The sequence below is a fragment of the Serratia proteamaculans genome (assembly GCF_946227095.1).
Lineage (GTDB): Bacteria > Pseudomonadota > Gammaproteobacteria > Enterobacterales > Enterobacteriaceae > Serratia > Serratia proteamaculans_E.
In genome coordinates this window covers 73,899-99,815 of record NZ_CAMISV010000004.1, presented here as the reverse complement: position 1 = coordinate 99,815, position 25,917 = coordinate 73,899, and the positions used below count along the sequence as shown (strand labels likewise).

The window sequence follows — 25,917 nt, the reverse complement described above, 5'->3', positions numbered from 1 at the left end:
ACCTTTTATAATGTTCGAGTACTTACCGACTGCGCACTTATTTAAGTCGATTCTTTCATATATTTATGGAGGTGGTTCCGTGTCTGCTTATTCTCTCACGACGGTACAACAGGCCGTATGGCTTGACCAAAGCTTAAACCCTGATATTCCACTTTATAATGTCGGATGCCTATGGCGTGTAGAACGGGAGATTTCCTTCCCTCTGTTTAAACAAGCCATCCAGTACGTACAGCAACAGCACGATGCATTGCAAACCGCCCTGCAGGAAACGCCACAAGGCGTGACTCAGCGGCCACTCGCTCATAGAGCAATTGAGCTTCACTACCACGACTTTTCTCAGCAACAAGATGCCATAGGTCAGGCGGAAAACCACCTGCGGGAAATGTTTATTCAACCTTATCAACTGTATGAAGACCTGCTCTGGCGCTGCCATTTAACCAAGATCGACGATTCTACGACGCTATGGCTATTGGCCTCCCACCACCTGATTGCGGACGGCACCTCGATCTCTTTATTAAGCCGTATGATCATGGACCGCTATAAGCAATTAAAAGCGGGGGAAAAAAATGAATCCGGCAACTCACGCTACGGTGATTTCGTGGTTAGCGACCTGGCCTACCTCCAATCAGCGCGTTACCAGCGCGACCGTGACTGGTGGCTGGAACGTTTCGCGGCAGCGCCTCCCTCCGTTTTAGAACGGCGACAGCATTACGCTGAGCAACAAACCTATCCCAGCAACCAAATCATCAAACGTTTACCGCGAGAGCGTTTCCTGCAGTTGGAGCACTATGCCGCTCATCACGGCGGTTCTGCCATGCATTTTATGGTCGCTCTGCTGGCCAGTTGGTTCGCGCGGATTTGGCAGGTGGACAACGTGACCCTGGGGGTCCCGGTGCATAACCGCAGCACCAGCGATCATAAGCAGATGCTGGGTATGTTCTCCTCCATGATCCCACTCAATATTAACGTAGACCTACAGCAACCCTTTGCTCACCTGCTACAGCACGTGGGTAGTGAATTGCGCAAATGCTATCGCCACCAACGTTTCCCCATCGCCGATCTCAACCGTCAACTGAACCTGCATCAACAGGGACGACGCCAGCTATTTGATATCAGCTTTTCGCTGGAGGTTTTCCCGACCGATATTGAACTGGAAGGAAGCCAGTTTAAGGTCGAGAACATGCATCATGGCTACGAACAACTGCCATTAGGCATTTACCTGCGTCACTACCATCCGGGCGATGATCCGGTACTGGAGTTCAACCTTAATCAGGCCTGGTTTAGTCACGAAGAGGGTGAACGTATCGCCAACCGCGTCGTACAGATGCTCGATAGCCTGTTGGATGGCGATGCTAGTTTACCGCTGGGGCAACTGCCGCTGTTGCTGCCCACCGAGCAGCAACAAATTTTCCACCAATGGAATGACACGCAGCAAGACTGGGCGATACCGCAAGGCATTCATCAATTTTTAGAACAGCAGGCATTACGCACACCAAATGCCCCGGCACTTTGCTACGAACAGCAGCAGACCAGCTATTTGCAATTGAATCAGCAGGCTAACCAATTTGCTGATTTTCTGCGGCAGCAAGGGATACAACCGGATGACCGCATCGCCGTTTGCGTTAACCGCAGCCCAGAAATGGTGATGGCTCTGTATGCCATTTTGAAATCGGGCGCGGCCTATGTGCCGATCGACCCCGACTACCCACAAGATCGTTTGCGTCATATGCTGCAAGATTGCGGCGCGAAATACGTGCTGATCGATGAAGCCGGAGAGCAGGCATTACATCCGATCCGTGACATCGTGATCCCACGTTTGCACCTGCAGCACGACAGTCATCTTTGGCAGCACGGGCCCAGGGATAATCTTGCGCCGCTGGCTTCTGATCCGCAACGCAGCCTGGCTTATGTGATTTATACATCCGGCTCAACGGGGAAACCCAAGGGTGTGATGAATGAGCATCGGGGGGTCATCAACCGCTTGCTGTGGATGCAGCAAGCCTATCCTTTGACACACGACGACGTGGTGCTGCAAAAAACGCCGTTCAGTTTCGATGTTTCCGTCTGGGAATTCTTCTGGCCGTTGATGGTGGGTGCCCGTCTGGCTATTGCCAAACCCGGCGGTCATCAAGACCCCGATTATCTTGGTGCCTGTATTGCCCAGCACCAGGTTACTACGCTGCATTTTGTCCCTTCGATGCTGCAATTATTTTTACGGCATGGCGAAATGGCGCAGTGTGCTGCTTTGCGCCGCATCATCTGCAGCGGCGAAGCTTTGCCGCTGGCCACGGTGCAGCGCTGCCTGCAACAGCTGCCTCATGCTGAGCTGCACAACCTTTACGGACCGACAGAGGCCGCTGTGGATGTGTCCAGTTGGCAATGTCAGCCCGATGATGAACGGCCACTGGTACCGATCGGCAAGCCGATTGCCAATACACAGCTCCATATTCTCGACGCTCAGTTACAACCGCTACCGCCTGGCGTGGCCGGTGAGCTGCATATTGGTGGTATTCAGGTCGCCCGCGGCTATCTGAATCGCCCGGAGTTAAACGCCGAGCGTTTCATTGCCGATCCTTTCAGCCCCGATCCTCAGGGACGCTTGTATAAAACGGGCGATCTCGCCCGCTGGCTGCCAGATGGCAACATTGAATATCTGGGCAGAAATGATTTCCAGGTCAAGATCCATGGAGTACGAATCGAGCTGGGTGAAATCGAGCAGCAGCTGCGGCAGTGCGAAGGTATTGAAGATGTCGCGATACTGGCAAGAGAGGATGGACACGGCGGAAAACGTCTGGTGGCCTATGTGGTCGCACCGGATGAAGGAACGCATTCAGCACAGTGGCGTCTTCAACTGCAACAGCATTTACCCGACTTTATGGTGCCCTCCAGTTTTGTCCGGCTGAAGGCCTTGCCACTTTCCCCCAACGGTAAGCTGGACCGCAAAGCCTTACCGGCTCCTGCACCAACCGCGCAAGTATCATTGCGGCATGAAGCTCCACAAACCGAGCTGGAACAACAGCTTGCTGCCTTATGGTCTGAGCTGCTGGGGGTTGCCCAGATTGGCCTGGATGATGATTTCTTTGAACTCGGCGGTCATTCGCTGCATGCCATTCAACTGCTGGTCAAACTGAAGCGCTGCGGCTACCCAGCGGTCATAAAAACCTTGTTCTCTCACCCAACATTGCGCGCGCAAGCCAATGCGCTGACCAAAGAAAACGCTCCTGACGCCACCGCCCCGGTGGTTGCCGCGCCACTGCAGCAGCTGTTAGCCCGTCTGAATCAGACCAGCTTTGCCTTTAAGCAGGTGTTGCGCCTGAACCGGACCGTTGCTGCCGATGATATCTGGATGATTCATCCTGCGGTCACCGGCTGCGATATTTATCATGATCTGGCGAACTCGCTGGCAGGCTCCTTTAACGTGCTGGGGATTAACAATTACAATTTGTTTAACCACCCGCACATCACGTCCTTGCGCGAACTGGCATCACATTACCTCGAGCCTATGAAGCTGTCGCCCACCCGCCCGGTACGCCTTTTGGGTTGGTCACTCGGGGGATTGATTGCCCTTGAAATGGCGGCACAGCTTGAAAGTCGAGGCTTTCGTGACATCCAGGTATTCCTGCTGGATACCTTCTATCAAACCGCTTTCCAGGCTCGTAGCGAACCAGGCCTGCTGGCAGCCATGCTGGGGATGCTGGGTATTGAGGGGGAGGCCGCCGCCAGGGCACTGCGGGCAGAACCTACAGAGCTATCCCTGAATAAGGAAAAGCTCAGCGCACCGTTGCAGCACGCGCGGGTCACGCTATTTAAGGCCACGGAGGATGTGAATTTGAGTATCACCGACCCAGGGGATGGGCAAGAGTTGTTGGCGATTGCCGACAACGGACTGTCGTCGATCAGCCGTCATTTACAGGTCCAGCCTTTGGCCTGTAACCATCACTCCATTATTTTCAACCATGATGAAATTGGTCGCGTGTTGCACGAATCTTCTCGGGCACCCGCCGGTATTCGCTGAACTTAACCTGCCTGCGGCGCTCGCCGCAGGCTTACCACATCAGTTGCCCTATCAGCGGCGCGGCAATCACCGTGATAATCCCTGCCAACATCATCACCAGGCTGGAGACAACCCCTTCTTCCTGGCCCATCTCATAAGCTTTTGCGGTACCGGCACCGTGCGACGATGCCCCGAGCCCGGCACCTTTCGCCAGACTGCTGCGCACCGCCAACCGCAGGAACAACATGTCCCCCACCGCCATGCCGAACACCCCGGTGATCACCACGAACAGCGCCACCAGATCTGCCTGCCCGCCCATCTGTTTGGCGGCTTCCAGGGCAAACGGCGTGGTGATGGATCGCACCGCCAGACTGCGTTGCACCTCTTCCGGCAGTGTCAGCAGGCGTGCCAGCCACACTGAGCTGTAAACCGCCACCAGCACCGCCGTCAGTACCCCGGCGCTAAGCGACAGCCAATGGCGGCGAATGATATGCAGATTCTCGTATACCGGCACCGCGAAGGCGATAGTGGCCGGCCCGAGCAGCCACAGCAACCAGTGCGTTTCGCCAATGTAGTCCTGGTACGAGATATGGGTGACCACCAGCAACAGCACCAGGATCATCGGGGTCAGCACCAACGGCATCAGCAGTAAGGTACGGCGGCGGCGGTAGAGTTTTTTATTGGCGAAGTACAGTGCCAGCGTCACCAGAAAGCAGGCGATGCTAAGAGTAAAGTCATTCATCGCGCTGTTTTCGCCGCTGTAACCAGACTTCCAGTCGATAGACACGATCGACCACCAAACCTGTCGCGCCCAACGTCAGCGTGGTGCTGACCGCAATCACCAGGAAAATCTTCCAGCCTTCTACCATCAGCAACTGGGCATAGTTAACCACCGCCACCACCGCCGGGACGAAGAACAGCAGCATCTCAGCCAGCAGCCAGCGTGAACCGGCCCTGACCCAGTTCAACGGCAGAATACGCAACAAGATCAACGCCAACAGCATTAACATGCCGATAATATTAGCGGGCAGCGGCAGATGAAACTGTTGCACCAGCCGATCGGCAATCAAAAATAACACCGCGTATAAGACAACCTGGATCGGCACCTGCAAGCGGGCCAGCAGAGAGGGGGCAGCATGGCGTAACGCCAGTAACATGAAAGATGACCTTAACAAAAATTCACGGTTTACAGTATACGCGGCCAGGAAACCTCCCATGAAATGAATTAAAATTATCAACATCATGCCATCAGGGAATAGTTTCCCGAGGGTATTGTCCCTGAGGAGAACCCAACGTGGATGTCCGCACTTTGCGCTACTTCGTCGAAGTAGTACGGCAACAAAGCTTTACCCGCGCGGCCGAAAAATTGTTCGTCACCCAGCCAACCATCAGCAAGATGCTGCGTCATCTGGAAGAAGAGCTGGAGTGCACGCTGCTGATCCGCGAAGGGCGCAAGCTGCACCTGACCGACAGCGGCCAGGCGGTGTATCAGCGCGGTCTGGCGATTATCGATGAATTTCGCCAGTTGGAGGCCGAGCTGGAAGACATCAGTTCGGTAAAAAAAGGCGTCCTGCGATTGGGTATCCCACCAATGGTCGGGCGGCAGATTGCCGATTTGATCCGTCAGTTCCGCCAGACTTATCCCGGTATCGAACTGAAAATTTCAGAGTTGGGTGGGCTATCGGTCGAGCAGGCGGTGATGTCCGGTGAACTGGATCTGGCGATGACCATTCTGCCGGTCGATTCCGATCAGCCGTTGACCTTCCTGCCATTACTCGCTCACCCAATGTGCGTGGTCACACCGCGCACACCCCACTGGCTGAACCGCACCAGCATCAATATCAATGAGTTGGCCAACTGGCCGATCCTGCTTTATAACGAAGACTTTGCGCTCTACAAGATGCTGATGAAAGCCTTCCGTCAGGCCGGTTTTGAGCCACAGATTGCGGTACGCAGCGGGCAATGGGATTTTCTGGCATCGATGGTGCAGGCCGGAGTCGGCATCGCCACCCTGCCGGAGCCGGTCTGCCAATGGCTGGATAAGGAAAACCTGCTCTGGCTGCCGCTGGAACCGCGCATGGAATGGAAAGTGGGGTTAATCTGGCGCCAGGGCAGTTACCTGTCGCACAGTGCCCAGGCCTGGATAGCCTGCTGTCGCGACTACTGGCCACCGGTGAAATGAACAGGGCCGCATCTGCGGCCCCGTGGTATTAGCCTTCGCGCTCTATCAACAGCGCTTCCAGCAGGTCGAGATCGTGCAACAGTTTTTGCAGCGTCTCGTTACTGATTTTCTGCGTGGCGCGCAGGTGATACAACTCACCACGTTCGGCACGCAGTGCCGTCAGGCGGAAGCGCCGCTCGAGGTTTTCCAGCATCAGCGCATTCTCGATATCGTCTTTGGTGGTAATACGCCGCCGTAGCGCCCCGACCACCCGCGAACTGATCTCTTTCAGCACCTGCGGGTCGATATTCTCCTCGGTATCGACAGCCAGGCGTTCTTCCATTTTGTTGATACTTTCGATCGCCACCTCAGCCGCCATGGCAATCGCCATCCGCTCTTCACTCTTGCTGACGCTCTTGTCTGCCACCTGTACGCCGCGCAACAACAGCGGCAGCGCCATGACACCAGCCATCAACGAAAGCAGGATCACCCCGGCGGCGATAAACACCAACTGATAGCGCGCCGGGAAGGCGCTACCGTCACTCAGCAGCAGCGGAATAGACAGCACACCGGCCAGCGTAATCGCCCCGCGTACCCCGGCGAACGACGCCACCCACAGTTCACGCGTGGTGAAATCACCAAACTGCAACGGCCGTTTTTTCATAAAGCGGCGGCTGGCGTTTTTCATCAGCCACAGCCAGGTGAAACGTAATATCAATAACGCGCCGTAGATAATGGCGACATCGGCAAACAGGTACCAGGTCTGAATGGTCGGATCCAGCTCCGCCTGCAGGATGGAGGTTTCCAGGATCCCCGGCAGTTGCAGACCCAACATGATGAACACCATGCCGTTAAATACAAATTCCAGCATCGCCCAGACGCTGTTCGCACGCAGACGCATCGCCAGCGGTGCGTTGCGGATCACGCCGGACTGGCTGATGGTCATCCCCGCGGCGACCGCGGCCAGGATACCGGAGACGCCAATGTGTTCGGCAATCAGGTAAGAGGCAAAAGGCAATAACAGCAGGAACACGATTTGTGTCGCCGGGTCGTCACCACTCCAGCGGCTCATTACGCGCAACGATTTACTGTAGAGCCAGGTGACCGCCACGCCAGCCAACAGGCCACCGATCGCCACCTTAAGAAACTCGAGGGTCGCGCCGCCCACGGTAAACACCATGGTGCCCATCGCCACCGCAATGGCAAATTTGAGTGAAACCAGGCCGGACGCGTCGTTCATCAGCGCCTCGCCCTCCAACACGCCCATGATCGGCTTCGGAATGCGCCCTTTACCGACGATACCAGACAGCGCCACGGCATCGGTGGGCGACAGTACCGCCGCCAGCGCAAACGCCGCGACCAGCGGGATCCCCGGCACCATGGCGTAAATCAGGTAGCCCACGCCGACCACGGTAATCAGCACCAGCACCAGTGCCAGGCCAAGGATTTCACGACCGTGGTGCAGGAATTCGCGGGTTGGGGTTTTCCAGCCATCGGCAAACAGCAACGGCGGGATAAACAGCACCAGGAACAGTTCAGGGTCAAAGTCGACGTGCAGCCCGAAATGTGGCCAGGCCAGCAGCGCCCCGATACCGATTTGCATTAACGGCAGCGGTACCTGGAACGGCAACATACGCGTCACCACCCCGGACAGGGAGACCACCAAAATTAAGATGAGGATTGTAAAAAAGATTTCCATGCTTTCCTTAAACTCTAGGGTTCAAACCACAACAGCACATAGCCGGAGTATGCCCCCGATAGTAGATCACTTTTTTTACAGCGGTTAAAGCTTGTTGTGCCATTCAAAATGCAGTATCGGCAGAAGGAGACTTATCTGAAGCAGAAATGGGGATAAAACATCCCCCGCCGAAGCGACGGGGGAAACGACAAGGCGATTAGATTGCCCAACCGCCGGCATAGAACGCCACCAGGGCTACGGCAATCAGCACGGTGCCAATATTCAACCGACGCCATTCACCGGAGAAGATACGGCCAATCACCAGTGAGCTAAAGCCCAGCATGATGCCGGTGACGATATTACAGGTCAGTACGATAAACACCGCGCACAGCAGGCCAGACATCGCATCAACAAAATCGTTGAAGTCCAGCTTGGTGACGTTGCTCAACATCAGCAGGCCCACATACATCAGCGCCGGTGCGGTCGCGTAAATCGGCACCAGATAAGATAACGGCGACAGGAACAGGATCACCAAGAACAACAAACCGACCACGGTCGCGGTCAGGCCGGTTTTACCGCCCGCGGCGGTCCCTGCGGCAGATTCGATATACACTGCCGCCGGGGCTGCGCCCACCAGACCGGAGAAAATACTGCTCAGGGAGTCCGAAGTCAGCGCTTTGCCGCCGTTGATGATCTGCCCGTCTTTATCCAGCAGGTTGGCCTGACCGGCCACTGCACGGATGGTGCCGGTGGCGTCAAATACCGCCGTCATCACCAACGCCAGCACGCTCGGCAATACCACCGGCTGCAATGCCCCCATGATATCCAGACTGAAGATCAGCGAATGGCCGTTGGCATCAGCCAGACTTGGCATGGCGAACAGTCCCTGATATTTCACCGCCGGGTCAAACACCAGGCCAATCACCGAAATAGCGATGATCACCAGCAGGATACCGCCCGGCACACGCAGTTTTTCCAGACCAAAAATCACTGCCAGACCAAGCAGCGTCATCACCACCGGGAATGAGGTGAAGGCGCCCAGCGCCACTGGCAGGCCATCCAGTGGGTTCTTCACCACCAGGCCCACGCCGTTAGCGGCGATCAGCAACAGGAACAGGCCGATACCAATGCCGGTGCCGTGCGCTACGCCCATCGGCAGATTACGCAGGATCCAGGCGCGGATGCCGGTTATCGAAATAATGGTAAACAGCACGCCCATCAGGAATACCGCGCCCAACGCCACCGGAATGCTGATGTGTTGGCCCAGCACCAGGCTAAAAGCGGTGAAAGCCGTCAGTGAAATCGCACAGCCGATGGCCATCGGCAAATTCGCCCATAACCCCATCAGCAGTGAGCCCAGACCGGCGACCAGACAGGTGGCAACAAACACCGCCGTTGGCGGGAAACCGGCCTTGCCCAGCATGCTCGGCACCACGATCACCGAGTAAACCATCGCCAGGAAGGTGGTTAACCCTGCCACCACTTCCTGACGCACACTGCTGCCACGCGCAGAAATATTAAAATAGCCATCAAGCCCGCCTTTTGGTTTAACGGCGTTATTCGCTTGAGAATTCGACATGTTGCTGTCCCCTGTGTTTCATTGCCAGCCCGTTTCAAAGGCTTGTTATTCCGCTCACGCCTGTTTTGTAGGGTATCGTTTGCTTTCCGGTGCTTTACTCACGTCGCCAACTGGCTGCGCTCATAAAGGCAAACGATTAACTCTCAATGCATGATGCGGGTGATTTTTGGTGGTTTATTCAAGGCAAACGATTATCCAGCCTTATATACCCTCTGATCAACCAAAGATCGCGGCAATTTATGCAGAAAAGTATGGGGATCCATCATTATCGAAAAGACGGTATTTGTCACATAGGTAAATCTGATGGGAAAGCCCCCCGAACGGAGGGCAAAAAGGGTTACTGAGCCTGTGCGGCCTTTTCATCCATGTACATCAGTTCCCAGATATGACCGTCCAAATCCTGGAAACCGTGGCCGTACATAAAGCCGTAATCTTGTGGCTGGTTATAGGTGTTGCCCCCGGCGGCGATCGCCTTGCGCACCAGAGCGTCCACCGCGGCCCGGTCGGGCTGCGACAGGCACAGCAAAACCTCGGTCGCCTTCCTGGCGTCGCCAATCGGATTCGGGGTGAACATTTTGAATTTGTCGTGGGTCAGCAGCATCACATAGATACTGTCGCTGACCACCATGCAGGCGGCGGTGTCATCGGTAAACTGTGGGTTGAAGCTAAAGCCCAGCTGGGTGAAAAATGCCATCGATGCGGGCAAATCGCCCACCGGCAGGTTAACAAAAATTTGCGTAGCCATGGGCTACCTCCGATGAAGGTTGACCTCATCGAGTATAGCCCATTCCCTCAGCTCAGCAGGTCATAAGACCCACCCTGCTCAAGTGCCCGCTGATAGGCCGGACGCGAATGAATACGCTGCAGATAACCGCGCAGCTTAGGACAACCGTCCAGTGCGCCGCGTGCCGCCATTGCTTCCAGTGGGAAACTCATCTGGATATCCGCCGCGCTGAACTCGTTGCCGACAAACCAGCTACTTTTGCTCAGGTGCTGTTCCAGGTAGTCGCAATGCGGCGCGATCTGCTTATCCAGGTACTGACGCTGCACGCCTTTGCCAATGGCCCCCGCCACCGGCCGCAACAGCCAGGGGATCGGCGGCTGCCCCAGCCGGCTAAAAACCAGCTTCATCACCAACAGCGGCATTAGCGAACCCTCGGCATAATGCAGCCAATACCGGTACTGCTGACGGGCGTGGTAGTCCGTCGGCATAAACTGCCCCTGTGCATCGTAGGCTTCCTGCAGGTATTCAATAATGGCGCCGGACTCAGCCAGCGTCAGAGCGCCATCGACAATTACCGGCGACTTGCCCAGCGGATGGATCTTTTTCAACTCCGGGGGCGCCAGCATGGTTTGCGGATCGCGCTGGTAGCGCTGCACCTGATAGGGCACCTCCAACTCTTCCAAAAACCACAGGATGCGTTGCGAACGTGAGTTATTCAGATGGTGAACCGTGATCATAAGATGGCTCCTATCCGTTGCCACACCAGTTCGCCGATCTGCACGCCGTTGCCAAGCTGCAGCGGTACAGTACGAAGCTGGAGGCGATCGCCGGTGAAATGATAAAAGCGCACCTGTCGGCTACCGATCCAATTGGGGAACGAGCTGCCTTCAACCTGGTGCACTATCCGCTGGCCGCTCTCATCCACCTGATAGCGACCAAAATAACAAATCATATTGATAAAGGCGGCGTGGGTTTCCTGCCCGGTGCCCTGCGCCAGATCGTCGGCGGCAAAGCGTGGCCGGGTGGCGCTGTAGAGCTGCGCCGCCATGGTGCCGTTGGGCTCGTAGTTAATGCGACCCAACACCTGCTCGCCCAGCGGGTGATTGACCTTGCCGTCTTCCCCTTTGAACATGGAAGATACCAATGACCAGCTACCGATAAACGCGTTGACTGACATGTCACTTGCTCCTTTAAGGTTCCTGCTTACTCAAAGGGTAGTGGCGAATTTTGCCGCACGCCAGCCGGAATAACGTCGCCCAAAAATAAGTCAATTTATTTGATGGAGATTATCAAAACTCTCCGATTTTCTATTCAGTCGCTTCAGCCTATTATCTATCACATCGAGAGGGAACAACCTCTCACCTAAAAAATACCCTGAGGATTGAATCATGAAAAACATCAAAATTTTTGCTACTGCTCTGCTGCTGACTACCGCCTCTTTCGCCAGCGTTGCTGCCGATCAGCCCACTAATCAGCCTGCGGCTAATGCCCAGAAAATCGGTGTGGTGTCCGTCAGCGGCGCTTCTAACCTGAGTACGCTGGAAACTGAACTGGCCAACAAAGCCGCAGCATCAGGCGCCAACTCTTACCGTATCATCTCCGCCGGTGGCCAGAACAAACTGTACGGCACCGCAGAAATCTTCAACTGATCGTCAGACAGTAACTGACGGAAGAAATGAAGCCCCGTAAGGGGCTTTTCTTGTTTCTAGCGCGCATCAAAGCGAGCAGCCAGCTTCTGCAGGCGAAACTGTTCGGTAATAAAATCGACAAATACCCGGGTTTTGGTGGGCAGGAATTTTGTGGTGGGAAAATACAGATGCACGCTACCGCGATCGACATACCAGCCAGGCAAGACTCGCACCAGGCGACCACTCTCCAGATAAGGCAGAGCGTTCGGCATGCTGATCAGCGCAATACCTAACCCCATTTCCGCTGCCCGTGCCGCCGCTTCCGGCTCATTGACCGTCATTTTTATCGTCATGGTCGGCGCCCGTTGCTCGTTATCCGCATTGCGCAGCGGCAGGTTGCGGACTCGCCCGGTTTGCGGTGAGCGAATAAAAATGCCCGCATGACTCACCAACTGTTCCGGCTGCTGGAGCAACGGGTATTGGTTTAAATACTGCGTCGAAGCCACCAATACGCCGTGTGCCGGTGCCAGCTCACGGGCGATCATTCCCTGCGCCAGCTCGATACCGCCTCCCATTGCCGCATCGAAATGCTCGCCAATCAGATCGACCTGACGATTATCAAAATGCCAGTCTGGAACAATCGCCGGATAATCGGCCAGGAAGTCCGGCAGCATCGGCAAGACAAAATGCAGGCCGAAGGCCGTGCCCATACTGACCTTCAGTGTGCCCGCCGCGACCCCACCGCTACTGCTCAGGCCTTTCAAGGCGCACTGGATCGACAGCAATCCCCCACTGACTTCCTGCAAAAAGCGTTCGCCCTCCTCAGTCAGGGTCAATTTGCGCGTATTGCGCTGGAATAGTCGTACCCCCACCAATGACTCCAGTTTGGTAACGTTCTTTCCCACTGCCGCAGAACTGATCCCCAACTTGCGACCGGCGGCGGAAAAACTGCCACTCTCTGCGCTACTGACAAAGCACTCCAGATGCCCGAGCATGATTTATCCCCGTCGATTTCAAACCATTGGTTTAAGCTGATTATAGCTCTTTGTGGCTAGTTCCCAATCCGCGTTTCTCCGATACTGGACCGGTAGCTTTATTAACCTAATCCCACTCTGGAGAAACATCATGTCCGCTACTCTCTCTCTGCAAGGCAAAGTCGCATTCATTCAGGGCGGTTCACGCGGCATCGGTGCCGCCATCGCCAAACGCCTGGCGCGCGAAGGTGCCGCCGTGGCATTTACCTATGTTGCCTCTGCCGATAAAGCCGAAGCACTGGTCAGCGAAATCACCGCGGCTGGCGGCAAAGCTTTGGCCATCAAGGCCGACAGTGCCGATGCTGCGGCTCTGCAGCAGGCGGTACGCCAGGCAGTCAACAGCTTGGGAAATCTGGATATTTTGGTGAACAACGCCGGTGTGCTGGCCATGGGCAGCACCGAAGAACTGCCGCTGGAAGATCTGGACCGTACGCTGGCGGTTAACGTACGCAGCGTGTTCGTCGCCAGCCAGGAAGCCGCTCGCCATATGAATGACGGCGGTCGCATCATCAATATTGGCAGCACCAATGCCGAACGTATGCCGTTTGCCGGCGGCGCGGTATATGCAATGAGCAAATCTGCGCTGGTCGGTCTGACCAAAGGTATGGCTCGCGATCTCGGCCCGCGCGGCATTACCGTCAATAACGTGCAGCCCGGCCCGGTAGATACCGATATGAACCCGGCCAACAGTGATTTCGCCGAGCAGTTGAAAGCGATGATGGCGATCAGCCGTTACGGCAAGGATGAAGAAATCGCCAGCTTCGTCGCCTACCTGGTTGGCCCCGAGGCAGGTTATATCACCGGCGCCAGCCTGAGCATTGACGGCGGCTTCTCGGCGTAATATCAACAATCATGTTTAAGCTATCGACACGTTATCAATACGTGTCGATTTTTTTTGATTTTATCGACATGTTTCAAATGTAGCTCGTACCCGTTCTTTACCTTTCCAGATGGTCACGGTGCTCCAACAGACTGGCTATTTACGCCGGATAATCCTGGTTTGACTACAATGAAAAGACGCACCATTCGGAGTGTCTTCCATGAATGCCTTCTCTTCTCAACGATTGCTAATCGCCTGCCTGGCGTGTATCACGGCCCTGCTGTTCGTCAGTTCGGTTCATGCTGCTCCGGTGAAGGAAAAGCCGCCGGCACAGGAGGAGCGAGAGGCACTGGAAGTCAAAATGGACGACATCATGCAGCCCTGGAAAGGAGATTTGCCCGGCATGCTCGATCGGCGGGTGATCCGGGTGTTGACCACCTACAGCAAAACCTTTTTCTTTACCGTCAAGGGCACTCAACGTGGCCTCACCCATGACATTTTTATCGAGTTCGATCGCAACCTCAATCTCAAGTTGGCGAAGGATAAAAAGCTCAAACAACGCCATCTGAAGGTGCGCATCATCTTTGTGCCGGTAGCGCGCGATCAGCTACTCACGGCACTCAACGAGGGCAGAGGTGACATCGTGGCTGCCAACCTCACGGTCACTCCCGCACGTCAGGAACGGGTGGCCTTTACCGCGCCTCTTTATCCGAAAGTTCAGGAGCTGCTGCTCTCTGGCCCCGCTTCGCCGAAGGTGGAAAACCTGGAGCAACTCTCCGGCAAGACGGTGTTTGTGCGTTTTTCATCAAGCTATCACGAAAGCCTGCTGGCCCTTAACGCGCGCTTTGCCAAAGAGTCACTTCCGCTCATGACCCTGGAGGCGGCTCCCGAATCGCTCGAGGATGAAGACCTGATCGAGATGCTGAACGCCGGTCTGATCCCGCTTATCGTGGTCGATCGCCACAAGGCTTTGTTCTGGAAACAGGTTTTCCCCAAAATTCAGGTGCACGAGAATGTGGTATTGCGTGACGATGCCAACATCGCCTGGGCCGTTCGCAAGGAGAGTCCGCAGTTGCTCGCCCTGCTTAATGACTTCGTCAGGGACAACCGCCAGGGCAGTAAATTGGGTAATACCCTCCTGCTGCGCTACCTGAAGAACGCCAAATATGTCAAAAATGCGGCGGCAGAGAGAGAACGCAGCAAGATGCTGGCGCTGGTAGACGTGTTCAGAAAATACGGCGACCAATATGATGTGGACTGGCTGCTGATGGTGGCTCAGGGTTATCAGGAGTCGCGCCTCAACCAGTCGGTCCGTAGCCGGGTCGGTGCCATCGGGGTGATGCAGGTGATGCCGAGCACTGGTAAGGAACTGAAGGTCGGTGACATCCGCAAGCTGGATCCTAATATCAATGCCGGGGTGAAATACATGCGCTGGATGATTGATCGCTACTACGCGGATGAACCGATGACGCCGCTCGACAAGGTGCTGTTCTCGTTTGCCTCCTACAATGCCGGACCGGCCCGTATCGCCCGCTTGCGCACCGAAAGCGAAAAGCGCGGTTTTAACCCCAATGTCTGGTTTGGCAACGTGGAATACCTGGCCGCCGAACGGATTGGCGCAGAGACGGTGACCTATGTCAGCAACATCTATAAGTACTACATCGCTTACCGGCTCATCATGGACGAACAAGCCCGCAAACAGCAGGCGATGGATAAATCCAGGAGTACACCGGCCGCAGAAAAGGCCAAAGGCGCCCCCGTCGAGCCATGAGTTTGACGTGAAAGCGCCAATCCCTTAAAAACAAAAAAGCCCCTCTCGGGGCTTTTTCATCAGCTTCAGACAACCTGATATCAGAAAGGAATATCGTCGTCGAAGTCCATTGGCGGTTCGTTGCTGCTGGCTGCCGGCGCGTTGTTCTGCGCTGGGCGAGCCTGCTGGCCACCGCTGAACTGGTTGCCGCCCTGTGGCTGCTGAGGTTGACCCCAACCGCCCTGGCCGCCCTGACCACCGGAAGCCTGGCCGCCGCCTGCAGGTGCACCGCCGCCTTGACGGCCGCCCAGCATCTGCATGGTGCCGCCAACGTTCACAACGATCTCAGTGGTGTATTTTTCTACGCCAGCCTGATCGGTCCATTTACGGGTCTGCAGAGCGCCCTCGATGTACACCTGGGAACCTTTACGCAGATATTCGCCCGCCACTTCAGCCAGCTTGCCGAACAGCACAACACGGTGCCACTCGGTCTTTTCTTTCTGCTCGCCAGTCGCCTTGTCACGCCAGCTTTCGGAGGTTGCCAGGGTAATGTTGGCCACTGCGCCGCCATTCGGCATGTAACGGACTTCTGGGTCTTGGCCCAGATTCCCGACCAGAATTACTTTGTTTACGCCTCTGCTGGCCATGAGAACTCTCCTGATGATTGATTTTTACACAGTATAAACGAGTAAGTTTAACACGCTCAGCCCGAAACGACACCCGTGTTGATAACTGCATATTGTATTCCAGAATTGTCCTTTCTATCGACCTGGTTGCATTCGTGTACTGGATATTCATTCAGGTTTTTTTGTGTCATAATTATGCGTTTCGTACTGGCTGTGCCGGTTTTTTGCGCGTTTGATCACAAAATCGCCCGTAAATAACCCAGACAGGCGCGGTGTATCATCAAGACGGGAAGTGTAAATGGACAATATCGAAGTTCGTGGTGCTCGGACCCATAATCTCAAAAACATCAACCTGATTATCCCGCGTGACAAGCTGATCGTCGTCACCGGTTTGTCCGGTTCAGGCAAGTCCTCGCTGGCCTTTGATACTCTGTATGCCGAAGGGCAGCGTCGCTACGTCGAGTCGCTCTCCGCCTATGCACGCCAGTTCCTTTCGCTGATGGAAAAACCGGACGTCGACCACATTGAAGGTCTGTCACCGGCGATCTCCATTGAGCAGAAGTCGACCTCACATAACCCGCGATCCACGGTCGGTACCATCACCGAGATCCACGATTATCTGCGCCTGCTGTTTGCCCGCGTCGGTGAGCCACGCTGCCCGGAGCACCATGTGCCGCTGGCGGCGCAAACCGTCAGCCAGATGGTGGACAACGTGCTCAACCAGCCGGAAGGCAAACGCCTGATGTTGCTGGCCCCGGTGGTAAAAGACCGTAAGGGTGAGCACACCAAAACGCTGGAAAACCTGGCGACCCAGGGCTACATCCGTGCGCGTATCGACGGCGAAGTCTGCGATCTTTCCGATCCGCCAAAGCTGGAGTTGCAGAAGAAACACACCATCGAAGTGGTGGTCGATCGCTTCAAGGTCCGTGACGATCTGTCACAGCGCCTGGCGGAGTCCTTTGAGACTGCGCTGGAGCTGTCCGGCGGCACTGCGGTAGTGGCTGATATGGACGACACAAAAGCCGATGAGCTACTGTTCTCCGCCAACTTTGCCTGTCCCATCTGCGGCTACAGCATGCGTGAACTGGAACCACGGCTGTTCTCATTCAACAACCCGGCCGGTGCCTGTCCGACCTGTGACGGCCTGGGCGTACAGCAGTTCTTCGATCCGGAGCGCGTGGTACAAAACCCCGAGCTTTCACTGGCCGGCGGTGCGATCCGCGGCTGGGATCGCCGTAATTTCTATTACTTCCAGATGCTGCGTTCACTGGCAGAACATTACGCATTCGACGTCGAAGCGCCGTTCAACAGCCTGGATGCCAACGTGCAGAAAGCGGTGCTCAGCGGCTCCGGCAAAGAAACCATCGAATTCAAATACATCAACGACCGCGGTGACACCACCGTGCGCCGCCATCCATTCGAAGGCGTGCTGCACAACATGGAGCGCCGCTATAAAGAGACCGAATCGAGTGCGGTGCGTGAAGAGCTGGCGAAATTTATCAGCAACCGTCCCTGCGCCTCGTGCCACGGCACCCGCCTGCGTGAAGAAGCGCGTAACGTGTTCGTTGAAGACACCACGCTGCCGGAAATCTCCGATCTGAGCATCGGCCACGCCATGACCTTCTTCCAGAACATGAAGCTCAGCGGCCAACGCGCCCAGATTGCCGAGAAAGTGTTGAAGGAAATTGGCGATCGCCTGAAGTTCCTGGTGAACGTCGGCCTGAACTACCTGTCACTGTCACGCTCGGCGGAAACCCTGTCTGGCGGTGAGGCGCAGCGTATCCGTCTGGCCAGCCAGATTGGTGCCGGCCTGGTAGGCGTGATGTACGTACTGGATGAGCCGTCGATCGGCCTGCATCAGCGCGACAACGAACGCCTGCTGGAAACGCTGATCCATCTGCGCAACCTCGGTAACACGGTGATCGTGGTAGAGCACGACGAAGACGCCATCCGCGCCGCCGATCACGTGATCGACATCGGCCCCGGTGCCGGTGTACACGGCGGCCAGGTGGTGGCAGAAGGCACCGTCGAAGACATCATGGCGCAGCCGGAATCACTGACCGGCCAGTTCCTCAGCGGCAAACGCGAAATTGCCATTCCTGAGCAGCGCGTGCCGGCCGATCCGACCAAGGTGCTGAAAGTGAGCGGTGCGCGTGGCAACAATCTGAAAGACGTGACGCTGACGCTGCCGGTGGGGCTGTTTACCTGCATTACCGGGGTTTCCGGCTCGGGCAAGTCAACGCTGATCAACGACACGCTGTTCCCGATCGCCCAGCGCCAGCTCAACGGCGCTACCCTTGCCGAACCGGCCCCGTTCCGCGAGGTGACCGGCCTGGAGCATTTCGACAAGGTGATCGACATCGATCAAAGCCCGATCGGTCGTACTCCGCGATCTAACCCGGCGACCTACACTGGCATCTTCACTCCGGTGCGTGAACTGTTCGCCGGCGTACCCGAGTCGCGCAGCCGCGGCTACAACCCGGGCCGTTTCAGCTTTAACGTTAAGGGCGGCCGCTGCGAAGCCTGCCAGGGCGACGGCGTGATCAAGGTGGAAATGCACTTCCTGCCAGATATCTACGTGCCGTGCGACCAGTGCAAAGGCAAACGCTATAACCGTGAAACACTGGAAGTGAAGTACAAAGGCAAAAGCATTCACGAAGTGCTGGAGATGACCATCGAGGAAGCTCGTGAATTCTTCGACGCAGTCCCGGCGTTGGCGCGCAAGCTGCAAACCTTGATGGAAGTCGGCCTGTCGTATATCCGTCTCGGCCAGTCGGCGACCACGCTGTCCGGCGGTGAGGCGCAGCGCGTCAAACTGGCCCGTGAGCTGTCAAAACGCGGGACCGGCCAAACGCTGTATATCCTGGATGAACCGACCACCGGCCTGCACTTCGCCGATATCCAGCAACTGCTGGCGGTGCTGCATCAACTGCGCGATCAGGGCAATACCATCGTGGTGATTGAGCACAACCTGGACGTGATTAAAACCGCGGACTGGATTGTCGACCTGGGGCCGGAAGGCGGCAGCGGCGGCGGCGAGATCCTGGTTGCCGGTACGCCGGAAACCGTGGCCAACTGCGAAGCTTCGCATACCGCACGCTTCCTCAAGCCGTTACTGAAGAAGAAATAATCCCTGCCAGGCGGGCCGTTCCTGTGACGGCCCGCGCTATTCCCTGTTTCGCCAAAATTGAACAGAAACAGGCAAGATTTAGACATTTTCAGGCATTTCCCTCCCCGCTCGCAGCTTTTATCATCAATGTTCCCTCTGTGGCCCCCTGTTGTATTCAGGCCGCGTCTCACCGGCATCCTGCTGCCGGAAGCCATGCCCTACCCACTGATGACTGGAGTGACCATGAACATTACGCACGCCTATGCCGCGCACGACGCCAAGTCCGCGCTGGTTCCTTTTGATTACACGCCGCGCGTCCTGCGCGACCACGATGTTCAAATCAACGTTCTGTTCTGTGGCGTTTGCCATTCTGACTTGCACCAGGCCCGCAACGAATGGAGCAACACGATTTTCCCGGTGGTGCCCGGCCACGAAATTGTTGGCCGCGTGAGCGCCGTCGGCAACCATGTTTCACGTTATCAGGTCGGCGATTTGGTCGGCGTGGGCTGCATGGTAGATTCCTGCCGTAGCTGTCCGAGCTGTGAAGAAGGGCTGGAGCAATACTGTGAAAACGGCTTTACCGGCACCTATAACGGTCAGGATCGGCAAACCGGTGCCATCACCTACGGTGGCTATTCAACCGCAATGGTGGTGGATCAGGACTTTGTGCTGCGGGTGCCGGAAAATCTCGATCCGGCCGGTGTGGCACCGCTGCTGTGCGCCGGTATCACCACCTACTCCCCGTTGCGTCAATGGGGTGCCGGCCCCGGTAAAAAGGTCGGCATCGTGGGCCTTGGCGGGCTGGGGCATATGGGCGTCAAATTGGCCCGGGCGATGGGCGCACATGTGGTGCTGTTCACTACCTCTCAGTCCAAAGTGGAGGACGCCAAGCGCCTCGGCGCCCACGAAGTGGTGATCTCCCGCAACCCGGAAGAGATGGCGCAGCACACCAACAGCTTCGACTTTATTCTTAACACGGTGGCCGCCCAGCACGATCTGAACCCGTTCCTTAACCTGCTGCATCGCGACGGCACACTGACGCTGGTCGGTGCGCCGGAACACGACCACCCGTCACCGCAGGTGTTTAACCTGATAATGAAGCGCCGCCGCATCGCCGGTTCGCTGATCGGCGGTATTGCAGAAACCCAGGAGATGCTGGATTTCTGTGGTCAACACGGCATCACCTCGGACATCGAACTGATCCCGATGCAGCAGATCAACCAGGCCTACGAGCGGATGCTGAAAAGCGACGTAAAATACCGTTTCGTGGTGGATATCAACTCGCTGCGAGCCTAAGTCTCTCGGGCGCCAGCACGGCGCCCGATTTTTCTTCTTACAGCTGTTTAATCACCCGTGCCGGGTTACCGCCGACCACGCAGTTGGCCGGAACGTCTTTAGTGACCACCGCACCGGATGCCACCACCACGTTATCCCCCAGAGTCACGCCCGGATTAATCACCGCCCGGCCGCCAATCCACACGTTATCGCCAATGTGCACCGGTTTACCGAACTCCGCCCCGCCAACGCGGGTTTCCGCATCCAGCGGATGGGTAGCGGTATAGATATGCACTCCCGGTGCCAGCATGCAGTTATCACCGATATGCACTTCACACACGTCGAGGATCACGCAGTCAAAATTGGCGTAGAAGTTTTTACCCAGGAAAATGTTGTAGCCGTAATCGCAGCGGAACGTCGGCTCTATAGTCCCTCCCTGATAGCGGCCCAGCAGCTCGGCCAACCCCTGTTTACGCAGGTCAGTCTCGTCCGGGGAAGAATGGTTGTAATGGTGTACCAACTGGCGTGCTCGTTTGCGTTCGCTGCGCAGTAACTCGTCACCGGCGTCATACAGCTCGCCGGCAATCATCTTGCGTTTCTCTTCACTCATGGCCATCTGACGGCATCCTTTGGTCTGGTGGTTTATCGAGTATAAAAGCCTAGTCGTTTCCGGCAGACAACCGACGGGGAACGTTCCCATTATCGAGTCGCGATCACAATTTGGCCGAAAAAGATAAGGATGAGTCATGGGAAAAGGCAGGCGACACGCCTGCCCTCAATGCTTAAGCGCGCAATTCCTGGCGCACGTGCTCAGGTAACCCTTCAAGCACCAGCTGATATGAACTGTCGATCAGGGTATAAAACTGCGAGTTCGGCAGGTTGCCGTCGAGAAACACCGTATTCCAGTGCGCTTTGTTCAGCCGCTCGCAGGCGACAATCTCCGGATGATGTTCCCGCAGGCTCTCCGCCAGTTGCGGACTGGATTTTACCGCCAGCGCCGGTCGTCCTTGCACCTCGCACACCATGGCGAACATCACGTCGCCGACCTTGATCTGACTGGCCTGCCACTGGTTCTGGTCGCTCTGTTCTGCGCCCGGCTTCGCCATGCAGTACTCCAGCAGTGCTGTGTTATTCATTGGGTTATTCCCCCTGTAACGTGGCCACAATACGGCGTGAACCGCCGTGAATGCGGTGCTCCCCCAGCCAAATTCCCTGCCATGTGCCCAGCATCAGTCGCCCGTGACCGACAGGCAGCGTCAAGGACGTGCCCAACAGAGAGGATTTGATGTGCGCCGGCATGTCGTCCGGCCCTTCATAGTCGTGCTGATAGGGTGCGTTCTCTGGCACCTGACGCAGGAAATGCTGCTCCATGTCGGCTCGCACCGTAGGATCGCAGTTCTCGTTCAGCGTCAGCGAGGCCGAGGTATGTTGCAACAACAGATGCAACAGGCCAGTTTGCAGGCGGTGTAAGTGGGTTAGCTGGTCGGTAATCTCTTCGGTAACCAGATGAAAACCACGCGCTTTTGCGCTGAGGATTAGCGTTTGCTGATGCCACATGAGTGAGCGCCCCTCAATCAGTATATTCTCTATCCAGTTTGCGGCAACTCCGGCGGCAAACCGACAACAAAAAAGGGAGCGATATCGCTATCGCTCCCTTCGCATTACGATGAACGTTAATTCACCCTAACAATATTACTGCACTGCGGCAAACGCCTCGGCCACCTGATGCACGTTGTTATGGTTCAGGCCGGCCATGCAAACACGGCCGCTGTGGATCAGGTACACCCCGAACTCTTCACGCAGGCGATCAACCTGTGCCGCGCTGAAGCCGGTGTAGCTGAACATGCCGCGCTGTTCCAGCAGGTAATCGAAGTTACGCTGCGGCAAAGCAACTTTCAGCGCTTCCACCAGCGTTTTGCGCATCTCAAGGATACGGGTACGCATGGTTTCCACTTCTGCCAGCCACTGGGCTTTCAGTTGCGTATCGTTCAGCACCTTCGCCACCACCTGCGCACCAAAGTTTGGTGGGCTGGAATAGTTGCGACGTACCGTGGCCTTCAGTTGGCCCAGTACGCGCCCGGCCGCCTCTTCGCTTTCACAAACCACCGACAGGCCGCCAACGCGTTCGCCATACAGCGAGAAGATTTTCGAGAACGAGTTGCTCACCAGGCATGGCAGACCGGCTGCGGCGATAGTGCGAATGGCGTAGGCATCTTCAGTAATGCCGCCGCCAAAGCCCTGATAGGCAATGTCGAGGAACGGGATCAGTTCACGTTCGGCGATCACTTTAACCACTTCATCCCACTGAGCATTGGACAAGTCAGAACCGGTCGGGTTATGGCAACACGGGTGCAGCAGCGCGATACTGTGCTTCGGCAGTTGTTTCAACGCGCTCAGCATGGCGTCAAACTTCACGCCCAGGCTTTCGCTGTCGAAGTACGGATAGGTGTTCACCTTGAAGCCGGCACCGCCAAAGATGGCGATGTGGTTTTCCCAGGTCGGATCGCTAACCCACACCTGCGAATCCGGGAAGTAGCTTTTCAGGAAGTCGGCACCGACTTTCAGCGCGCCAGAACCGCCCACGGTCTGAATGGTGGCAATGCGGCCTTGTTGCAACATCGGGTGCTCGGCACCGAACAGCAGTTGTTGAATGGCAGTACGGTAAGGCAGCAGGCCTTCCATCGGCAGGTACACTGACGCGCCGTGATCCACGCTATTCAGCTGCGCTTCCGCTGCGGCCACCGCTTTCATCTGCGGAATAATGCCCTGCTCGTCATAGTAAAGGCCGATACTCAGGTTAACCTTGTGCGCACGGGGGTCTTTTTTGAATTTTTCCATCAGCGACAGGATCGGGTCACCTGCATAGGCATCAACGTTCTGGAACACGGGTTGTTCTCCTGGATTATTGTGGGTCGGGCACAGCGTTACGTTCCTAATATAGACGGAAAACAGCGATCGGTTTTAGCTTTATCTCGCCACCGGCAGCAAACCATTTTCCTTGATTCGATTGAGCACCACCGCCGTTTTGATATGCGCCACGCTTTTATGCCGCGAGAGCGTCTGGCTAATCAGGTCATCCAGCGCCGGCAGGTCCGCTACCGCCACTTTCAGCAGATAATCGGCATCACCGGTAGTTTTATAGGCGTCAAGAATAGCGTCCACTTCCTCCAGCATCTGGTGAAAACTGTCGATCTGCTCCTGGCCGTGTTGGGTCAGACTGACTTCTATCAGCCCCACCAACCCTAGCCCCACGGCCTCCGGTGCCAGCCGTGCGTGGTAGCCGCGGATCAGCTGCGCCTGCTCCAGGCTGATGCGCCGCCGGGAACACTGGGAAGCCGACAGCCCCACCAGATCGCTCAGTTCCTGATTGGTCAGGCGACCATTGGCCTGTAACAGCGTCAGGATTTTCATATCAAAATCGTCAATGTTGTACATAGCCACCTGTAAACTGTGTTAATAAATGTTGACGTTACAGCCTATCAGTTTTTTGACTGTGGATACCCTTCCCCCGCCGAGGTTGTGAAGCGCGCAGCAGCAATGCCGAACGTTTCCACCTGCTAATGGCATAAAAAATGGGTAACTCGCGCAAGTCAGCAACAATGAACGGCTAAAGCGCGCATAAAACCACGAATGTATAAAAAGGACGCCGATGAAAAAGTTATTACCTCTCGCACTGCTGATAGCCGCCGGGAGCGCCAGCGCACAATCGCATCTGGATAAGGTGATACAGCAAGGCACGCTGGAAGTGTGCACCACCGGTGATTACAAGCCCTACACCTTCCTGAAAGAAGACGGCAGCTATGAAGGCATTGATATCGACATGGCGGAATCGCTGGCCAAGAGCCTGGGAGCCAAGGTGAAATGGGTGAAAACCAGTTGGAAAACCCTGACGCCGGATTTTGTTGCCGGCAAGTGTGACATCGCCATGGGCGGTATTTCCGTCACGCTACAGCGGCAACGGCAGGTGTTCTTCGCCGACATGCTGGATACCGACGGCAAGATCCCGCTGGTGCGCTGCACTGATGTGAAGAAATACCGCACCATCGACCAGATCAATAAACCCTCCGTACGCCTGCTGGAGCCGGCGGGTGGTACCAACGAAGCCTTCGTACATGCCTATCTGCCCAAAGCTAAGCTGACGCTGACCCATGATAACGTGGGCATTTTCCAGCAGTTGGTCGACAAGAAAGCCGACGTGATGATCACCGACGCCTCCGAGGCGCTGTATCAGCAAAAACGTTATCCGAAGCTGTGCGCGGTTAATCCAAAAAAACCGATGCAGTACGGCGAGAAGGCCTACATGCTGCCGCGTGATGATTTGAGCTGGAAGCTGTATGTGGATCAGTGGCTGCACCTGGCCAAAGCGACCGGTGAGTATCAGAGCATTATCGATCGGTGGTTGGCGGTAAAGAAGTAACGCGTTAATGATTGGGACCGGCAGGCGCCGGCCCCTCACAGGCTATTCGCCGATGTATTCCATCGACACGCGCTGGGTCAGTTTGGTAATCAGTTCATAAGCGCTGATGCCGGTGCAGTCGGCAATACGTTCAACCGGCAACGCCTGGCCCCACAGCACCACTTCATCGCCGACCTTATCGGTAGCATCCGGCCCGAGGTCGACCGACATCATGTCCATCGACACCCGGCCCACGATCGGCACTTCACGGCCGTTAAGCCATACCGGTGTCCCCGTAGGTGCACTGCGCGGGTAGCCGTCGCCGTACCCCATGGCCACCACGCCCAAACGGGTATCGCCTGCGCTGATCCAGGTGCCGCCGTAGCCCACCGACTCACCGGCCTTGTGCTCGCGCACCGCGATCAGGTTGGATTTAAGCGTCATGGCCGGTTGCAGGTCATACTGACAGCCTTTGGAACCTTCCATCGGCGAGACGCCGTACAGGATAATGCCCGGGCGTACCCATTCATTGTGCGCATCCGGCCACAGCAGGGTTCCCCCGGACGCGGCGATTGAACGCTGCCCCGGTTTACCGGTGGCAAAGCTTTCAAAACACTGAATTTGTTTCAGCGTGGTATCAGATTCAGGTTCATCGGCACGACTGAAGTGACTCATGATATTAACCGGCTGCACCACGTTACGGCAGGCACTCAGACGTTGGTAGAATGCCTCGGCCTGTTCCGGACGCACGCCCAGTCGATGCATGCCGGTATCCAGCTTCATCCACACCGGCACCGGCCGCGCCAGCGTGGCCTGTTCCAACGCTTCAAGCTGTTCAATGCTGTGTACCGCGGTCTCGATATTATTGGCCACCAACACCGGCAGATCTTCGGCGGAGAAAAAGCCTTCCAGCATCAGGATCGGTTTGACGATGCCGCCGGAGCGCAGCATCAGCGCCTCGCCAATGCGCGCCACGCCGTAGCAGTCGGCGTCTTGCAGGGTGTGCGCTGTTTCCAGCAGGCCATGTCCATAAGCGTTTGCTTTCACAACGGCAATCAGGCGACTTTGTGGCGCCTGACGGCGCACCTGTTGCAGATTATGTCGCAGAGCGCGGCGGTCGATTACAGCGGTTGCCGCTTTCAT

General features: G+C 56.3%; 23 protein-coding genes. 8 read left to right on the top strand and 15 right to left on the bottom strand.

From position 1 onward, the window contains the following. Positions 1-79 precede the first annotated feature (79 nt). Complete coding sequence (locus tag OC597_RS09565; RefSeq protein ID WP_262208508.1) at positions 80-4,015, top strand: non-ribosomal peptide synthetase; 3,936 nt, start codon at positions 80-82, stop codon at positions 4,013-4,015. 31 nt (positions 4,016-4,046) lie between these two features. Here the strand turns inward: OC597_RS09565 and OC597_RS09560 are convergent, their stop codons facing one another. Then, positions 4,047-4,736, bottom strand: coding sequence for an LrgB family protein (locus OC597_RS09560; RefSeq protein WP_112347148.1), 690 nt, complete (start codon positions 4,734-4,736; stop codon positions 4,047-4,049). After that, entirely contained in the window at positions 4,729-5,151 is a 423-nt protein-coding gene (locus tag OC597_RS09555) for a CidA/LrgA family protein (RefSeq protein WP_099063569.1), read from the bottom strand. The genes OC597_RS09560 and OC597_RS09555 overlap by 8 nt, the downstream gene beginning before the upstream one ends. 137 nt (positions 5,152-5,288) lie before the next feature. Between OC597_RS09555 and OC597_RS09550 the strand changes: the two genes are divergently transcribed. After that, positions 5,289-6,176 (top strand): LysR family transcriptional regulator, encoded by an 888-nt coding sequence (locus OC597_RS09550; RefSeq protein ID WP_261285395.1) that lies wholly within the window; start codon positions 5,289-5,291, stop codon positions 6,174-6,176. Between the two features lie 28 nt (positions 6,177-6,204). On the opposite strand, the gene OC597_RS09545 is transcribed toward OC597_RS09550, so the two are convergent. The 5 genes from OC597_RS09545 to OC597_RS09525 all read right to left on the bottom strand — a co-directional run bounded on the left by OC597_RS09545 (position 6,205) and on the right by OC597_RS09525 (position 11,313). Beyond that, positions 6,205-7,854 (bottom strand): Na+/H+ antiporter, encoded by a 1,650-nt coding sequence (locus OC597_RS09545; protein WP_261257905.1) that lies wholly within the window; start codon positions 7,852-7,854, stop codon positions 6,205-6,207. Positions 7,855-8,050: 196 nt separating this feature from the next. Then, complete coding sequence (locus OC597_RS09540) at positions 8,051-9,412, bottom strand: NCS2 family permease (protein ID WP_219017089.1); 1,362 nt, start codon at positions 9,410-9,412, stop codon at positions 8,051-8,053. A gap of 337 nt (positions 9,413-9,749) precedes the next feature. Then, positions 9,750-10,157: a VOC family protein gene (locus OC597_RS09535; RefSeq protein WP_261257907.1), complete on the bottom strand. Its 408-nt coding sequence runs from the start codon at positions 10,155-10,157 to the stop codon at positions 9,750-9,752. Positions 10,158-10,204: 47 nt separating this feature from the next. Beyond that, on the bottom strand, positions 10,205-10,873 hold the full coding sequence (locus OC597_RS09530; RefSeq protein WP_262208506.1) for a glutathione S-transferase family protein: 669 nt from the start codon (positions 10,871-10,873) through the stop codon (positions 10,205-10,207). Then, positions 10,870-11,313: a lipocalin-like domain-containing protein gene (locus OC597_RS09525; protein ID WP_262208504.1), complete on the bottom strand. Its 444-nt coding sequence runs from the start codon at positions 11,311-11,313 to the stop codon at positions 10,870-10,872. The genes OC597_RS09530 and OC597_RS09525 overlap by 4 nt, the downstream gene beginning before the upstream one ends. Before the next feature lie 211 nt (positions 11,314-11,524). Between OC597_RS09525 and bhsA the strand changes: the two genes are divergently transcribed. After that, entirely contained in the window at positions 11,525-11,785 is a 261-nt protein-coding gene (bhsA, locus tag OC597_RS09520; RefSeq protein ID WP_112347154.1) for a multiple stress resistance protein BhsA, read from the top strand. Between the two features lie 56 nt (positions 11,786-11,841). Here the strand turns inward: bhsA and OC597_RS09515 are convergent, their stop codons facing one another. Beyond that, positions 11,842-12,759 carry a LysR family transcriptional regulator gene (locus OC597_RS09515; protein ID WP_261257912.1) on the bottom strand — a complete coding sequence of 306 codons (918 nt, stop codon included), beginning with the start codon at positions 12,757-12,759 and terminating at the stop codon, positions 11,842-11,844. A gap of 130 nt (positions 12,760-12,889) precedes the next feature. On the opposite strand from OC597_RS09515, the gene OC597_RS09510 reads away from it, so the two are divergent. Further along, on the top strand, positions 12,890-13,639 hold the full coding sequence (locus OC597_RS09510) for a 3-oxoacyl-ACP reductase family protein (protein ID WP_261257914.1): 750 nt from the start codon (positions 12,890-12,892) through the stop codon (positions 13,637-13,639). A 199-nt stretch (positions 13,640-13,838) separates the two neighbouring features. Beyond that, complete coding sequence (locus tag OC597_RS09505) at positions 13,839-15,389, top strand: MltF family protein (protein WP_262208502.1); 1,551 nt, start codon at positions 13,839-13,841, stop codon at positions 15,387-15,389. An 80-nt stretch (positions 15,390-15,469) separates the two neighbouring features. Here OC597_RS09505 and ssb1 read toward each other — a convergent pair whose 3' ends face one another. Further along, positions 15,470-16,015, bottom strand: a complete 546-nt coding sequence (gene ssb1 / locus OC597_RS09500; RefSeq protein ID WP_085119715.1) for a single-stranded DNA-binding protein SSB1 — start codon at positions 16,013-16,015, stop codon at positions 15,470-15,472. Positions 16,016-16,292: 277 nt separating this feature from the next. Here ssb1 and uvrA point away from each other — a divergent pair, with 277 nt between their 5' ends. Further along, positions 16,293-19,124 (top strand): excinuclease ABC subunit UvrA, encoded by a 2,832-nt coding sequence (uvrA, locus tag OC597_RS09495; protein WP_099063581.1) that lies wholly within the window; start codon positions 16,293-16,295, stop codon positions 19,122-19,124. A gap of 222 nt (positions 19,125-19,346) precedes the next feature. Then, positions 19,347-20,399 (top strand): NAD(P)-dependent alcohol dehydrogenase, encoded by a 1,053-nt coding sequence (locus OC597_RS09490; protein ID WP_099063616.1) that lies wholly within the window; start codon positions 19,347-19,349, stop codon positions 20,397-20,399. 37 nt (positions 20,400-20,436) lie between these two features. Here OC597_RS09490 and maa read toward each other — a convergent pair whose 3' ends face one another. The 5 genes from maa to OC597_RS09465 all read right to left on the bottom strand — a co-directional run bounded on the left by maa (position 20,437) and on the right by OC597_RS09465 (position 23,813). Next, a complete protein-coding gene (maa, locus tag OC597_RS09485) occupies positions 20,437-20,994 on the bottom strand; it encodes a maltose O-acetyltransferase (RefSeq protein ID WP_314733059.1) in 558 nt (185 codons plus the stop codon). 166 nt (positions 20,995-21,160) lie between these two features. After that, positions 21,161-21,514 carry an MmcQ/YjbR family DNA-binding protein gene (locus OC597_RS09480; RefSeq protein WP_261257918.1) on the bottom strand — a complete coding sequence of 118 codons (354 nt, stop codon included), beginning with the start codon at positions 21,512-21,514 and terminating at the stop codon, positions 21,161-21,163. 4 nt (positions 21,515-21,518) lie between these two features. Further along, a complete protein-coding gene (locus OC597_RS09475; RefSeq protein WP_012147138.1) occupies positions 21,519-21,935 on the bottom strand; it encodes a secondary thiamine-phosphate synthase enzyme YjbQ in 417 nt (138 codons plus the stop codon). Between the two features lie 135 nt (positions 21,936-22,070). Next, positions 22,071-23,264 (bottom strand): amino acid aminotransferase, encoded by a 1,194-nt coding sequence (locus tag OC597_RS09470; RefSeq protein WP_262208500.1) that lies wholly within the window; start codon positions 23,262-23,264, stop codon positions 22,071-22,073. A gap of 81 nt (positions 23,265-23,345) precedes the next feature. Beyond that, on the bottom strand, positions 23,346-23,813 hold the full coding sequence (locus OC597_RS09465; protein WP_099063584.1) for an Lrp/AsnC family transcriptional regulator: 468 nt from the start codon (positions 23,811-23,813) through the stop codon (positions 23,346-23,348). 214 nt (positions 23,814-24,027) lie between these two features. Between OC597_RS09465 and OC597_RS09460 the strand changes: the two genes are divergently transcribed. Beyond that, positions 24,028-24,795 (top strand): transporter substrate-binding domain-containing protein, encoded by a 768-nt coding sequence (locus OC597_RS09460; RefSeq protein WP_261257923.1) that lies wholly within the window; start codon positions 24,028-24,030, stop codon positions 24,793-24,795. A gap of 42 nt (positions 24,796-24,837) precedes the next feature. Here the strand turns inward: OC597_RS09460 and alr are convergent, their stop codons facing one another. Then, positions 24,838-25,917, bottom strand: a complete 1,080-nt coding sequence (gene alr, locus OC597_RS09455) for an alanine racemase (protein WP_261285402.1) — start codon at positions 25,915-25,917, stop codon at positions 24,838-24,840.

What these genes read in the sequence shown, in the direction of transcription:
- bhsA (WP_112347154.1), top strand. Translation starts at nt 11,525, where the DNA reads ATGAAAAACATCAAAATTTTTGCTACTGCTCTGCTGCTGACTACCGCC.
- OC597_RS09535 (WP_261257907.1), bottom strand. Translation starts at nt 10,157, where the DNA reads ATGGCTACGCAAATTTTTGTTAACCTGCCGGTGGGCGATTTGCCCGCA.
- OC597_RS09480 (WP_261257918.1), bottom strand. Translation starts at nt 21,514, where the DNA reads ATGAATAACACAGCACTGCTGGAGTACTGCATGGCGAAGCCGGGCGCA.
- OC597_RS09545 (WP_261257905.1), bottom strand. Translation starts at nt 7,854, where the DNA reads ATGGAAATCTTTTTTACAATCCTCATCTTAATTTTGGTGGTCTCCCTG.
- OC597_RS09555 (WP_099063569.1), bottom strand. Translation starts at nt 5,151, where the DNA reads ATGTTACTGGCGTTACGCCATGCTGCCCCCTCTCTGCTGGCCCGCTTG.
- OC597_RS09515 (WP_261257912.1), bottom strand. Translation starts at nt 12,759, where the DNA reads ATGCTCGGGCATCTGGAGTGCTTTGTCAGTAGCGCAGAGAGTGGCAGT.
- OC597_RS09525 (WP_262208504.1), bottom strand. Translation starts at nt 11,313, where the DNA reads ATGTCAGTCAACGCGTTTATCGGTAGCTGGTCATTGGTATCTTCCATG.
- uvrA (WP_099063581.1), top strand. Translation starts at nt 16,293, where the DNA reads ATGGACAATATCGAAGTTCGTGGTGCTCGGACCCATAATCTCAAAAAC.
- OC597_RS09505 (WP_262208502.1), top strand. Translation starts at nt 13,839, where the DNA reads ATGAATGCCTTCTCTTCTCAACGATTGCTAATCGCCTGCCTGGCGTGT.
- OC597_RS09540 (WP_219017089.1), bottom strand. Translation starts at nt 9,412, where the DNA reads ATGTCGAATTCTCAAGCGAATAACGCCGTTAAACCAAAAGGCGGGCTT.
- OC597_RS09460 (WP_261257923.1), top strand. Translation starts at nt 24,028, where the DNA reads ATGAAAAAGTTATTACCTCTCGCACTGCTGATAGCCGCCGGGAGCGCC.
- OC597_RS09510 (WP_261257914.1), top strand. Translation starts at nt 12,890, where the DNA reads ATGTCCGCTACTCTCTCTCTGCAAGGCAAAGTCGCATTCATTCAGGGC.
- OC597_RS09560 (WP_112347148.1), bottom strand. Translation starts at nt 4,736, where the DNA reads ATGAATGACTTTACTCTTAGCATCGCCTGCTTTCTGGTGACGCTGGCA.
- maa (WP_314733059.1), bottom strand. Translation starts at nt 20,994, where the DNA reads ATGGCCATGAGTGAAGAGAAACGCAAGATGATTGCCGGCGAGCTGTAT.
- alr (WP_261285402.1), bottom strand. Translation starts at nt 25,917, where the DNA reads ATGAAAGCGGCAACCGCTGTAATCGACCGCCGCGCTCTGCGACATAAT.
- OC597_RS09475 (WP_012147138.1), bottom strand. Translation starts at nt 21,935, where the DNA reads ATGTGGCATCAGCAAACGCTAATCCTCAGCGCAAAAGCGCGTGGTTTT.
- OC597_RS09465 (WP_099063584.1), bottom strand. Translation starts at nt 23,813, where the DNA reads ATGTACAACATTGACGATTTTGATATGAAAATCCTGACGCTGTTACAG.
- OC597_RS09490 (WP_099063616.1), top strand. Translation starts at nt 19,347, where the DNA reads ATGAACATTACGCACGCCTATGCCGCGCACGACGCCAAGTCCGCGCTG.
- ssb1 (WP_085119715.1), bottom strand. Translation starts at nt 16,015, where the DNA reads ATGGCCAGCAGAGGCGTAAACAAAGTAATTCTGGTCGGGAATCTGGGC.
- OC597_RS09530 (WP_262208506.1), bottom strand. Translation starts at nt 10,873, where the DNA reads ATGATCACGGTTCACCATCTGAATAACTCACGTTCGCAACGCATCCTG.